Origin of the sequence: Pseudomaricurvus albidus (genome assembly GCF_018863235.1) — a bacterium.
Taxonomy (GTDB): domain Bacteria; phylum Pseudomonadota; class Gammaproteobacteria; order Pseudomonadales; family Cellvibrionaceae; genus Pseudomaricurvus; species Pseudomaricurvus albidus.
In genome coordinates this window covers 250,158-262,979 of the sequence record NZ_JAHKRS010000005.1, presented here as the reverse complement: position 1 = coordinate 262,979, position 12,822 = coordinate 250,158, and the positions used below count along the sequence as shown (strand labels likewise).

The following is a 12,822-nucleotide window of genomic DNA, read 5'->3' as shown; positions in this document are numbered from 1 at the left end:
TCCTGCTCTCCCCAATTAGTAGGTACGAATCTTCGGCTCGAAAGCTTCCATCGTCTTAGGTGCGAAGTTAACCGCACGCTTGCCGACACGCTTCTCGCCTGGGAAGTACATTGAGTGACACAACCAGTTCTCGTCATCACGGTCCTGGAAATCTTCACGGGCGTGAGCACCGCGAGATTCTTTACGCTCTTCAGCGGCAATAGCAGTTGCTTCAGCCACTTCCAGCAGGTTTTGCAATTCCAGAGCCTCGACACGAGCGGTGTTGAAAGCATTGGACTTGTCATCCAGCTTAACATTTTCAATACGTTCACGCAGATCGGCCAGCTTCTTGATGCCTTCCTGCATAAACTCACCCTTACGGAACACACCAAAGTGGTTCTGCATGGTGTTTTGCAACTCTTTACGCAGAACAGAAGCGTTTTCACCGTTGTTGGTGTTGTTCACTTTGTTCAGGCGGGACATGGCAGCTTCCAGATCGGAATCAGTTGCTTCGCGGTGATCAATGCCTTCGCGCAGGGCTTTCTCAATGAACAGACCGGATGCACGACCAAAGACCACCAGATCCAGCAGCGAGTTACCACCCAGACGGTTGGCGCCGTGAACAGATACACAGGCAACCTCACCACAAGCGTAGAACCCTTCTACAATCTTGTCGTTACCATCGGCGTCCTGAGTCAGAGCCTGACCGTCAACGTTCGTTGGGATACCGCCCATCATGTAGTGACAGGTTGGAACAACAGGGATTGGCTCTTTAACAGGATCAGCGTGTGCGAAGGTACGGGACAATTCCAGAATACCGGGCAGCTTGGCGTTCAGGGTTTCTTCACCCAGGTGATCAAGCTTCAGGAATACATGGTCGCCTTCCGGACCACAACCGCGGCCGTCCAGGATCTCCAGAACCATGGAGCGCGCAACAACGTCACGACCCGCCAGATCTTTCGCGTTAGGAGCATAACGCTCCATGAAACGCTCGCCATCCTTGTTTACCAGATAGCCACCTTCACCACGACAACCTTCAGTAACCAGTACACCAGCACCGGCAATACCGGTTGGGTGGAACTGCCACATCTCGATGTCCTGTACCGGGAAGCCGGCACGCAGCGCCATACCGATACCGTCGCCAGTATTGATGTGGGCATTGGTAGTGGAAGCATAGATACGGCCGGCACCACCGGTCGCAAATACAGTCGCTTTGGACTTAACGTAAACCACTTCGCCATCTTCGATGTTCATGGCGATAACACCAGTCACAACACCGTCCTGGTTTTTCACCAGATCGATTGCGAACCACTCATTCAGGAAAACGGTATCGTTCTTGACGTTACCTTGATACAGGGTGTGCAGCAGGGCGTGACCGGTACGGTCAGCAGCGGCACAGGTACGGGCAGCCTGACCGCCACGACCAAAGTCTTTAGACTGACCGCCGAAAGGACGCTGGTAAATACGACCATTCTCTTTACGGGAGAAAGGCAGACCCATGTGGTCCAGCTCAAATACCGCCTCTGGGCCTACAGAACACATGTACTCGATAGCGTCCTGGTCACCGATGTAGTCGGAACCTTTAACGGTATCGTACATGTGCCAACGCCAATCATCATTTGGATCTTCAGAAGCGATCGCACAGGTAATACCACCCTGGGCAGATACCGTGTGAGAACGAGTTGGAAATACTTTAGTAATTACTGCGGTCTTGTAGCCGGACTGAGCCAGCTGAAGTGCGGCACGCATACCAGCGCCACCGCCACCAATAACAATACCGTCGAAAGAAATCGTACGCATGTTAGACATTGCTTAAAACCCCCACAAAATTTCGATACCCCAAACGGTGTAGGTCACAGTGACCACACCCAGCACAACTTGCGCCAGTACACGCAGCACGGTCGCCTTGGCGCCCATCATGCGATTTGTCAGGTAATCGGTTAACACAGCCCACAAACCAATCCAGGCGTGTGCTGCCAGGGAGAGCAAAGTGATCAAACTGAAGATACGCATCCAAAGCTGGCTATACAGTTCTTTCCACTGCTCATAGCCCAAGTCAGGAGTACACAAAATGAAGCCAACCAGAAAAACAGTATAAGCAGCCATAGCAATGGCGCTGACACGTTGAATCATCCAGTCGTACAGGCCGCTACGGCCAAAACTTGTTACTGCGGTTACCATACCCAAACTCCCGCCAAAATAATCAGTACAACAGCAACAACCAGAGCGATTTTCGCCCCCAGCTGCCCACCTTCGAGGCTTTCACCAATTCCACAATCCATGATCAGGTGACGAACACCCGCAATCATGTGGTAAGCCAGCGCAGCCAGAGTACCCCAGATAAGGAATTGATAGATTGGATTCTGCAACCCTTCTTTTAATGCAGCAAAGCTCTCTTCAGACTCGAGGCTCGCATCCAGCATGCACAGCAGGATGGCAACACCGGCAAACAGGATAACTCCTGATACACGATGCAGAATGGAAACATAGGCGGTTATAGGAAGTTTTATTGTGGCAAGGTCAAGATTGACAGGTCTGTTCTTGTTCACGGTTAAGTCACACCTTTTTTCGCCTGTAAACAGGCATTATGTTGTCTACAGCTTTGGCTGCACATATCTCCCAAGCATAGGCATTCAACACGATTGTGCCAACTCGCCTCCTGCAAGACGCGCAAAATTATAGAGATCCCCTTGTAAAAAAACAACAAAATAAAGCTTTTTCAGAGACTTACCCCCAGCACAAACAGACAAAACACACACCCCGGAGACGTTTATTTCATCAAATTGAGCAAGCATCAAACACCGCACCAGCGTGATACCTGCCGCACCAGAAAAGGACATACATACAATTTCACACATAAACTGGCTATTATTGGGCTATGTTTATGTATGTCTCGCATTTTGTAGGCTTTTTTCAATTGACAATCATTTCCGGCGGCTTATAGTGTGCCCCGCCTCACATTCCGTTTTCGGCGTCTTCCAGCGGCAGATCATCACCCCCTGGCGGCATCAGATGCGGAGCTGTATACCAATATTATTTACTACAGGAGTCCGTACATGACTGATAAGAAAGCGCACCTTTCGGTCGACGGTTTGGATGAACCAATCGAATTACCGATCTACTCTGGTAGCACAGGCCCCGACGTTATTGACGTTACCGGCCTGACCAGCAAAGGTTACTTCACTTATGATCCGGGCTTTATGTCTACCGCAGCCTGCGAGTCTTCTCTGACCTACATCGATGGCGGAAAAGGCGTATTGCTGCACGGTGGCTACCCTATCGAGCAACTGGCCAAGCACTCGGACTACCTGGAAACCTGCTACTTGCTGCTTAACGGCGAACTGCCAAACAAAGAGCAAAAAGCAGAATTTGTCGACATCATCACTAACCACACCATGGTTCACGAGAACATCGCCCGCTTTTTCCGCGGCTTCCGTAGCGATGCTCACCCAATGGCCATAATGTGTGGCGTTGTAGGGGCTCTGTCCTCTTTCTACCACGACTCCCTGGACATCACCAACGAACAGCACCGCCAGATCTCTGCGCACCGCCTGATCGCCAAGATGCCTACCCTTGCAGCGATGTGCTACAAACATCATGTAGGTCAGCCGTTCATGTATCCAAACAACAAGCTCTCTTATTCAGAGAACTTCTTGCACATGATGTTCGGTACTCCCTGCGACGATCCTGAAGTAAACCCTGTTCTGGCCCGCGCCATGGACAAGATCTTCCTGCTGCACGCTGATCACGAGCAAAACGCTTCTACCTCTACTGTACGTCTGGCTGGCTCTTCCGGCGCCAACCCGTTTGCCTGTATTGCTGCTGGTATTGCCACTCTGTGGGGACCTGCCCACGGCGGAGCAAACGAAGCCGTTCTGACCATGCTGCAAGAAATTGGCTCAGTCGACAATATCGACAAGTTTGTAGCCAAGGCAAAAGACAAAAACGATCCTTTCCGCCTGATGGGCTTCGGTCACCGTGTTTACAAAAACTTCGACCCTCGCGCCAAGGTCATGAAAGAGACCTGCGACGAAGTACTGAAAGAGCTGGGCCTGGAAAACGATCCTCTGCTGGCTATCGCCAAGCGTCTGGAGCAGATTGCGCTGGAAGACGAGTACTTTATCGAGAAGAAACTCTATCCAAACGTAGACTTCTACTCCGGCATCATCATGAAAGCTATCGGCATTCCTACCGACATGTTCACCGTGATCTTTGCGACCGGTCGCACTGTTGGCTGGATCGCTCACTGGCACGAAATGATTTCCAACCCGTACAAGATTGGCCGTCCACGCCAGCTGTACACCGGCTACACGCCACGGGACTTCGTTCCTCTGGACGAGCGTTAATCGCTCCGACAGACGTAAAAAAGGCCGCATAGCGGCCTTTTTTTGTTTAAAAAATAACAATCAGACTCAACACAGCCCTCTCTCCCAGGCAGAGTAAGCCGCAAGCCTAAGGCATCAACTCAGCCAGCATCCTCTCATTCAAGCGCTTCCACTGAGGCAGGCTCTGCTCATTATTTGAAAGCTTGCGCCCCCTGAACTTTGCCAACCACAAACCTTCGGCATTGAAACTGTATATCGGGATCAAATCCGTGCGTTCGGAAGCCGGCAGGATGGTCTTATTGATGTTATCGAGAATCAGGGGCTCAGACTCCGGAGTCTCATAGTAGGCGAGTACCATGTGAGCCTGATTATAATCCAGCGCCTTAACGTAGGTGACCCGAAGCTTTTCGCTATCCACTCCGGACTCATTGAGCGTGAAATACTTACCGACTGAAAAGTCTTCGCAATCTCCCCCATTGGTGGCCAACATCTCTAAAGGAGTCGCCCAATAATCTTCCTTGCCCCAATGCTCCAGATCACTGACCCAGTCAAGCCGATTAAAAAAATCGTTGGCGACAACCGCCTTATCCAGATCAGATTGTTCACTATTGGCGCTGGCCTCCACCATGAGCTCATGCCAGGCCTCAACACGCATTCGGGCAGCGGCATCATACTTTTGCTCCACCATCACGAACACCCTCTCACTCATATCGAGAAAGTTGGCGGACGCGTAGGCAGTACAACCTCCGATCACCATACCTGCAAGAACTGCCCACAAGGGAGAAGTCTTCATCTTGGTTACATCCCGCAGAGGTTCATTCAATAAACCTTGAGTATAGATACAGACTGGACACCAAACCCCTCAACAACACTCGGCTTTCTTAAAATGTGAGACAAAGCACTCACCAATGGAAGCTATCGGCACATGATTCATAAAGTTGAGTCTTTTTCCTACGGGTGAAGCGAGTTTTACGTCCTCGCCTCGATTGCGCTTTCAGTATACAATTCCGCCTGTCAGAACATAGGGCGCTTTAATGAACACCACAACCGACAACACCCACAAAGGTGTCGCATTTGCTCTGGCTACCGCCGTAGTAGGCAGCTCCGCCGGAGCCGCAGGAAAGCTGATCGCCGAAGATCTGGCCGCCCCCATGATTGTGTTCGTTCAATTCTCCATCTGCCTGGCAATCATGATCCCCAGCATGCTTAAGCTGGGCATCCGCTCTATACCCAGCCCCCACTGGAAAAAACATCTTGTTCGCGGCCTGGGTGGATGGATCAGCTTTTTCGCTTTTTATCAGGCGCTTGGGTCAATTCCACTGGTTGATGCTACCCTGCTGCGAAATACCGCGCCATTATTTGTTCCGTTAATCATCTGGCTCTGGGCAGGGGTATTTGTCCCCTCAAACCGCTGGCCATCCCTGATTGTTGGCTTTATCGGTATCGCAATCATTTTACGACCACAGGGTAGCAGTAACGGCTTCCAACCGGCTTACCTTATTGGTCTGGCCTCTGGACTATTGCTGGCAGTCTCCATGGTAGGCACCCGCCTGTTGTCGCAACACGAGACCAGCGGAAAAATCATGTTCTACTACTTTGCCCTGTCTTTTGTTCTCAGCCTGCCTCTGGCCATACTGAACTGGCAACCGATTCCCGCCAAATGCTGGCCTTATCTGCTGTATATTGGCTTATCGATTTTTATCGCCATGTGGCTCTACACCAAAGCCTACAGCTGTGCAAAACCCAGTATTGTCTCGCCCATCAGTTATTTTTCAGTGGTCTTTGCCGGCCTGCTGGGCTGGGCCATCTGGGGGCACCTGCCCGACACTCAATCGCTTGTTGGCATCGCACTGGTCGTCACCGCCGGTATCTATACCGTGTATCTCGGCAGCATCAGCCAAAAGCAAACCACCGTACCACAAGCATGAAGCAAAGAGGTCCCCATGAGTATTTACCAGCCACATGCCCCAGCCTTTAACAAACTGCTGGGTATAGAAGTTGATGAATGGCAAGCTGGCCATGTGCGTCTGAGCGTTGAGGTCAAACCTGAACACAGTAACTCTCATGGCATTCCTCACGGTGGATTCATCTGCAGTTTGCTGGATGTCGCATGCTCCCTGCCCGGAATCTACTGTGCTTCTCCAGACCGCATTCGCAGAGCTTTAACCCTGTCGCTCAACACCAGTTTCGTGGGGCAGGCCCAGACAAATCAGCTGTACACTGTTGGAAAAATCACCAGTGCCGGCTACAAGATCTTTCATTCATCAGCGGAAGTCTACGATTCCAACAACACCCTGCTGGCCACTGGACAGGCCGTTATGAAATATCGCAAGGGCTGTGAAGACCCCCACGGCATGCACATCGATGAATGGCGACAACTGGTCGGTGAACACTAAAATCAATTTCACTCGATAAAGGAACAGACTGTGCACGACATACCGGGGCTGCCCCGAGCAAAAGGCGATGAACCAGACCGCAAATTTATCGAGGCACTGGCGCGAGGGCTGGATGTACTGCGAGCCTTTTTGCCAGGGGATGGTTTTTTGGGCAATCAGGAAATCGCTCAACGTACAGGCCTGCCCAAATCCAGCGTCTCCAGACTAACCTACACACTGACACAACTGGGCTATCTGACCTATTCCGAACGCATGGAAAAGTATCAGTTGGGTAGTGGCGTTCTGGCGCTCGGTTACGCATTTGTATCGAACCTAGCCATCCGACAAATTGCCAAACCCATGATGCAGGAATTGGCCAATAACACCGGCACCTCTGTGGGACTGGCAGACCGGGATCGTTTCAAGATGATTTATGTGGAGTATTCTTCACCCACTAACGTGATGGCTTTTCGCCATGAAGTGGGCGATCGTGTGCCCCTGTCCACCAGCGCCATAGGACGAGCTTACCTTACAGCGCTGCCCGACGAAGAGCGGCAATTCTTTTTCACCCATATCGAGAAAGACAACCCTGATCAGTGGCCCGCCATCAAAGAAGGCATATTGGAAAGCCTTACCAGCTATCGCGAGAAGGGGTTTTGTCATTCCTATGGCGAATGGGACCCTGATGTAAATGGTATCTCTGTTCCCCTGACATTGGGTAAAAATACCATTTACTGTTTCAATGCAGGCGGCCCAGCCTATCGATTATCCCGGGACTTTTTGGAAACCGAAGTAGCACCGCAATTGAAAAATATGGTTCGCAACATTGAAGCCACACTGATTCGATACTGATGATTTATGGTTTCTGACACCACTTCAACCCGACGGATTATCGAGCAATACCATAATTGCTGGAAGGCAAAAGACCTGGAAGGGATTCTCGCCCTCTACGCCGATGACATTGAATACTTCGATTACTTTGCTAACGAGAAAATTTCCGTTGACGAACTTAGGGATTACGTAGAGAACGCCCTACCCAACAACAAGGGCAATGCCATTCGTCACAATGACCGTATCCGTGTCGATGGCGATACCGGCTTCATTCAATACACGTTTATAAGCCGACAGAGTAACGGGCGTCTGCTCACCTATCAAAATGCTGAAGCTATCACTGTTCATGATGGCAAAATTGTCCGCATCAACGAATACTCCTCCTTGATCAAGGAGGAGACAGAACACAGGGAGTCTGACCAGCAACGACTGGGACTCACTCATAACAGCAGTCAGCAGCTCGCCAACCAGCTGCAGCAACTGTTTGATGAGCATCGCCCTTTTTTACGGACGAACCTGACTCTGGCTGATGTCGCCGAATCTCTGGGTTACACGCGTAATCAGATTTCATATGTACTGAACCAACACATTGGGAAAAGCTTTTACGATTATCTCAACCAAGCCCGCATCCTCTACTTTCTGGAAAATACACCCAGCGAGCAAAATCTGACCGAAGCCGCTCATGCTTGCGGCTTCAGCTCCATGTCGACCTTCTACAAATTTTTTAAACGCCACACCGGGCAAACACCGGGAAAATACTTCTCCTGCCGCTAGCATTTCGTCCGGTCCCGCGGGCATAGCCATTCTATGATTCTGACGCTACTCTGAAGCTATTGCCTCTTAGCGCCGGAATCTCGTTATGCCTCAGTACCCAGATATCAGTTTCTGGATGTCCTCCATTCAGACCAATGCTTCGGACTCACAGCCTCAATTAACTTCACGGCCTCAGTTAACACAAAGCCAGGATGTCGATGTCGCAATTATTGGTGCTGGATACAGTGGCCTTTGGATAGCGTATTACCTGAAGCAGCAGGCTCCGAACCTGAACATCGCCATCCTGGAAGCCAATACCGTCGGTTTTGGGGCCTCAGGTCGCAATGGTGGCTGGCTAATGGGATCCGTGGAAGGCGAAGACAGGCTTTTGTCCGGCCTGGAGACAAGCCAGAAACAACAAGCACATCACCACATTTATGGCATCGTTAATGAAGCGAAAGGCGTTTTTGATCGGGAAGGAATTGACTGTGACTTCTCCCACGGTGGGTGGCTAAGCGCCGCAGCCCGCTATCCAGAGCAATTGACCATGGCCAGGAAAACCATGGCAAACCTACAAGCCGAGGGTCACTCAGCTGAGGCATTCCAGTGGCTGGAAGGGGATGAACTGAAAGCAAGGCTCAATATTCATAACCCCTACGGTGGAATTTTCAGCCCACATGCAGCGCGGATACACCCTGCAAAACTGGTCACAGGTTTAGCCCGGGCAGTCGAACGGCTGGGTGTAAATATTTATGAGAACACACCCGTCACCAATCTCTCTGTGTCCGAACAAAACTCCAACACCCTCACCACCGACTTCGGGACCGTAAAAGCGGACATTGTTCTTCCCTGCGTAGAAGGTTTCAGCTACAAGCTGGAAGCGCACCGCCGCTACATCCTGCCGATTCAAAGCCTGATCGTTGCCACTGAGCCATTGAGCGATACTCAATGGCAGGACATCGGTCTGCAAAACAATGAAGTGTTCAGTGATACCTGTCGCCTGATTACCTACGGTCAGCGATCGGCCGACAACCGATTGATCTTCGGCTCACGAGGCACTTATCAGTTTGGCGGCAAACCGAAAAGCTCGTTTTCTGACAGCGTGACGGTTTTCTCAGACATCGGCAAATTGATGCGGGAGTTTTTCCCTGCTCTGGCAGACACCCCCATTACCCATTGCTGGGGAGGCACGCTGGGCATGCCCAGAAGCAAGAGCCCTCACGCCCTGTTTGATCCGCACTCAGGTGTGGGAAGCATTGGTGGCTACGCCGGTGAAGGTGTAGGCGCATCAAACCTGATGGCTCGCACTCTGGTCGATCTGATTCTGAACCGGGAAAGCGAATTGACGGCCATGCCCTGGGCCTATCACACCACCATGAAGAAGGCACTGCGACGCTGGGAACCAGAACCTTTTCGCTGGCTGGCCTATAAAAGTATCCTGGCAACTCTGATCAGGGAAGAGGCCATCCTCAGTAATCCGACAAGCCCCTCCTGGAAACGCAAGTTCATTCATGGCGCTGCGGGTGCTGCCAACTCAATTCTGTAAACAGCATTTCAAAAGAGTCGTTGCTGGAAGGTATCCACACAGACCCATTCCAGCAACGATGACAGCAACTATCGCAGCAACTCGGAAACGTTGAACGCCATTTCCAGAACCTGATCAGCATTCAGGCGAGGATCACACTGGGTCTCATAGCGTTTGGCCAAATCGTTTTCTGACACCCTGTAGGAACCGCCCACACACTCGGTAACATGCTGCCCTGTCATTTCCAGATGTATACCACCGGGATGGGCACCTTCTGCACGTAACACACCGAAGAATTGCTGGATCTCAGAGAGGATACGATCAAATGAACGGGTCTTGAAACCGTTGTTGGCTTTCACCGTGTTGCCGTGCATGGGATCACTGGACCAGACGACTTTTCGCCCTTCTGCGGTCACCGCACGTGCCAGAGCTGGCAGCTTGTCTGCCAGAGTGTCCGCTCCCATACGGGTAATAAGCGTCAGGCGCCCCGCTTCGTTATTCGGATTTAAGGCATCAATCAACTTAAGCAGCTCATCCACGCTTATGCCCGGCCCCACTTTGACACCAATCGGATTGTGAATACCCCGCATGTATTCCACATGCGCCGCATCCAGCTGACGAGTCCTTTCACCAATCCACAACATGTGAGCGGCACAGTTGTACCAGTGACCTGAAAGACTGTCGCGACGTGTGAGCGCCTCTTCATAGTTGAGTAACAAGGCCTCATGGGATGTGTATAAATCCGTTTCCCGCAGTACTGGCGTGTTGTCACTGTTGATACCCAGCACCTCCATAAACGACAGCGCATCTCGAATTTCATGCGCCAGCTGCTGGTATTGCTCGCAGGATTCATTGCCGGAGACAAACCCAAGATTCCAGCCATTCACCTGATGCAAGTCCGCCAAACCGCCGTGGGCAAAAGCACGCAACAGATTGAGAGTCGCAGTGGACTGATGATAGGCACGCAACATTCTCTGTGGGTCTACTTCACGGTCTTCCGGGCTGAAGTCGGCGCCGTTGATAATGTCGCCACGAAAACTGGGCAACTCAATGCCATCGCGCACTTCCACATCAGACGAACGCGGTTTGGCAAACTGACCGGCAATGCGACCTACCTTAACCACAGGTTTACGCCCCGCATACGTCAGGACAATGGCCATCTGCAGAATAACCTTGAAGGTATCGCGAATGTTATTGGCCGAGAAATCAACAAATGTCTCTGCACAATCGCCTCCCTGCAACAGGAAGGCATTGCCATCGGCAACCTGTGACAACTGACGACGCAACTGTCGTGTTTCCTCTGCGAAAACCAGAGGTGGAAAGGTGGACAGCTGCGCTTCCACATCTGCCAGCGCCATAGGATCTTCATAACACGGCTGCTGATGAGCCGTTCTTGATCTCCAGCTGGAGGGTGCCCACTCATTGCTTGCAGGTATATTCTTTACATCAGGCATAATTTCACTTCTCGGATCATGGGCTGGCAGCATGTTAAAACACCGATTGTTACCAGCATAGCATCGCTGAATTATAACTCAGCCAGGCGTGTCACCCCAGCCTCCTCTCAGAAACCGGACTAAAGTGTTGAATCGGGTTTATGGTGCTGCTGACAACTGCTGCTGGTCCAGCCACGACAATATAGCAGCTACATTTTTGTTACTGGGGTAGCTCCCGTGTGTCCAACCAAGTCGAACAATCACGGTATCTTTCGAAGGTACCACCATAACCATTTGCTTGCGATTGCCAAGAGCGGCAAAACTGTCTTCAGGCAAATCTTCCCAGCGCGGTTCTGCATCGCCCCGATTGAGCCAGAATTGATAACCATAACTTTTCTTGTTCTCTGACCGGTTCGGCTGCAATGCTCGCGCTACCCAGTCTTTGGTGACCAGTCGATAACCATTCAGTTCTCCACGATTCAGCATCAGTTGTCCAATACGCGCCCAATCTCTGGCACTGGCATACAGATAGGAACTGCCCACAAATGTGCCACTGGGATCAGGCTCGAAGATGAAATCCTGCAGGTATAGTGGCGTTATAAGGTGCTTCTGCAGGTAGGCAACATTTGCCTCTGGCGTACCGCCCGCCGCTTCATACAATTTACGCGACAGTAAGTTGGTTGTACCCGATGAATACTCAAACACCGTCCCCGGAGGATGAACCAGCTCGGCGGCCAAAGGCAGATCCGAACCCCTACGCACCGTAAACAGCATTTCCGTTGCCCCGGCCCCCGGTTCATAGACTTCCGGAAAATCCAGCCCGCTGCTCATATGCATCAGATCTCGCCAGTGTATCTCCCGCCGATCATCATTGGCCCAATCTTCAAACACCGGCTGCTGATCGAAATCCAGTTTACCCACCATTTCCAGATGACCCATCATCAAGGAGGTGACACTTTTAGCCATAGACCACCCCAGTAATTTAGAGTGTTCATCGAAGCCTTCTGCGTAGCTCTCGGCCACGACCTGTCCATTATTCACCACCAATAACGCACGCGTTTGCAAGCCTTGCTGATTGTCAGATGCCAGCATAGCATCCAGGCGACGCTGAATATCCGGATGGATACTGTCCACACCACTGCCTTTGGGCCATGGCTCCTTACTGGCTGGATCATCGCCTGGCAAGGACAGGCTGACAGCCAGTTGATCCAGAGGTTCTGTGGAACCAATAGACACAGTACATCCCAGACCAGGGCGGTATTTGGCAGAGGCCGTCTCCAGCCCTAAAAATTCTGCATTCACGCTTTTGGAGCTTTCATCAAAGTTCAAGTCTACCAGCTTCAGAACCGGCGAATAGGTCAGTAAATCCTTATAGGACTGCTCTGCAGACAAACCCGTAACGTAATACCCGGAACAGCCCAACTTGGCGCCCATCCCGGTTAGCATGGCCGGCGCACTGCTCAAATAGCGCGGCGTGATGCCCGCCAACGAAGCCATCACCACCAAGACTAAAAACAGACCACCCAAGGTCAGAATGACTTTTTTCACAGGATTTCCTTTTGAAAAGCAGGCCCGTATCGGACCGTTTTGGTATCGCAGAT

At 51.4% G+C, this 12,822-nt stretch carries 13 protein-coding genes; 6 read left to right on the top strand and 7 right to left on the bottom strand.

Features of this window, described 5'->3' with window-relative positions; all coding sequences use genetic code 11:
• Nucleotides 1-15 precede the first annotated feature (15 nt).
• The 4 genes from sdhA to KOI40_RS10700 all read right to left on the bottom strand — a co-directional run bounded on the left by sdhA (nucleotide 16) and on the right by KOI40_RS10700 (nucleotide 2,819).
• Nucleotides 16-1,788 carry a succinate dehydrogenase flavoprotein subunit gene (gene sdhA, locus KOI40_RS10715; protein ID WP_216097503.1) on the bottom strand — a complete coding sequence of 591 codons (1,773 nt, stop codon included), beginning with the start codon at nucleotides 1,786-1,788 and terminating at the stop codon, nucleotides 16-18.
• A gap of 3 nt (nucleotides 1,789-1,791) precedes the next feature.
• A complete protein-coding gene (gene sdhD, locus KOI40_RS10710) occupies nucleotides 1,792-2,160 on the bottom strand; it encodes a succinate dehydrogenase, hydrophobic membrane anchor protein (RefSeq protein WP_216097502.1) in 369 nt (122 codons plus the stop codon).
• Entirely contained in the window at nucleotides 2,154-2,528 is a 375-nt protein-coding gene (gene sdhC / locus KOI40_RS10705; RefSeq protein WP_216097501.1) for a succinate dehydrogenase, cytochrome b556 subunit, read from the bottom strand. Before sdhC ends, sdhD begins: the two co-directional genes overlap by 7 nt.
• An 84-nt stretch (nucleotides 2,529-2,612) precedes the next feature.
• Nucleotides 2,613-2,819, bottom strand: a complete 207-nt coding sequence (locus KOI40_RS10700) for a hypothetical protein (RefSeq protein ID WP_216097500.1) — start codon at nucleotides 2,817-2,819, stop codon at nucleotides 2,613-2,615.
• Nucleotides 2,820-3,035: 216 nt separating this feature from the next.
• Here KOI40_RS10700 and gltA point away from each other — a divergent pair, with 216 nt between their 5' ends.
• Nucleotides 3,036-4,325, top strand: a complete 1,290-nt coding sequence (gltA, locus tag KOI40_RS10695; protein ID WP_216097499.1) for a citrate synthase — start codon at nucleotides 3,036-3,038, stop codon at nucleotides 4,323-4,325.
• Between the two features lie 106 nt (nucleotides 4,326-4,431).
• On the opposite strand, the gene KOI40_RS10690 is transcribed toward gltA, so the two are convergent.
• Nucleotides 4,432-5,097, bottom strand: a complete 666-nt coding sequence (locus KOI40_RS10690) for a transglutaminase-like cysteine peptidase (RefSeq protein ID WP_233710185.1) — start codon at nucleotides 5,095-5,097, stop codon at nucleotides 4,432-4,434.
• Between the two features lie 241 nt (nucleotides 5,098-5,338).
• On the opposite strand from KOI40_RS10690, the gene KOI40_RS10685 reads away from it, so the two are divergent.
• The 5 genes from KOI40_RS10685 to KOI40_RS10665 all read left to right on the top strand — a co-directional run bounded on the left by KOI40_RS10685 (nucleotide 5,339) and on the right by KOI40_RS10665 (nucleotide 9,809).
• Complete coding sequence (locus tag KOI40_RS10685; RefSeq protein WP_216097498.1) at nucleotides 5,339-6,232, top strand: DMT family transporter; 894 nt, start codon at nucleotides 5,339-5,341, stop codon at nucleotides 6,230-6,232.
• A gap of 15 nt (nucleotides 6,233-6,247) precedes the next feature.
• On the top strand, nucleotides 6,248-6,700 hold the full coding sequence (locus KOI40_RS10680; RefSeq protein ID WP_216097497.1) for a PaaI family thioesterase: 453 nt from the start codon (nucleotides 6,248-6,250) through the stop codon (nucleotides 6,698-6,700).
• 30 nt (nucleotides 6,701-6,730) lie between these two features.
• The gene (locus tag KOI40_RS10675) at nucleotides 6,731-7,531 is read left to right on the top strand and encodes an IclR family transcriptional regulator (protein WP_216097496.1); all 801 of its coding nucleotides are present in this window, start codon (nucleotides 6,731-6,733) and stop codon (nucleotides 7,529-7,531) included.
• A 6-nt stretch (nucleotides 7,532-7,537) separates the two neighbouring features.
• On the top strand, nucleotides 7,538-8,284 hold the full coding sequence (locus tag KOI40_RS10670; protein WP_216097495.1) for a helix-turn-helix domain-containing protein: 747 nt from the start codon (nucleotides 7,538-7,540) through the stop codon (nucleotides 8,282-8,284).
• 85 nt (nucleotides 8,285-8,369) lie between these two features.
• Nucleotides 8,370-9,809 (top strand): NAD(P)/FAD-dependent oxidoreductase, encoded by a 1,440-nt coding sequence (locus KOI40_RS10665; protein WP_233710184.1) that lies wholly within the window; start codon nucleotides 8,370-8,372, stop codon nucleotides 9,807-9,809.
• A gap of 68 nt (nucleotides 9,810-9,877) precedes the next feature.
• Here KOI40_RS10665 and KOI40_RS10660 read toward each other — a convergent pair whose 3' ends face one another.
• Complete coding sequence (locus KOI40_RS10660) at nucleotides 9,878-11,242, bottom strand: class II 3-deoxy-7-phosphoheptulonate synthase (protein ID WP_216097494.1); 1,365 nt, start codon at nucleotides 11,240-11,242, stop codon at nucleotides 9,878-9,880.
• A 138-nt stretch (nucleotides 11,243-11,380) separates the two neighbouring features.
• On the bottom strand, nucleotides 11,381-12,769 hold the full coding sequence (locus tag KOI40_RS10655) for a serine hydrolase domain-containing protein (protein ID WP_216097493.1): 1,389 nt from the start codon (nucleotides 12,767-12,769) through the stop codon (nucleotides 11,381-11,383).
• Nucleotides 12,770-12,822 lie beyond the last annotated feature (53 nt).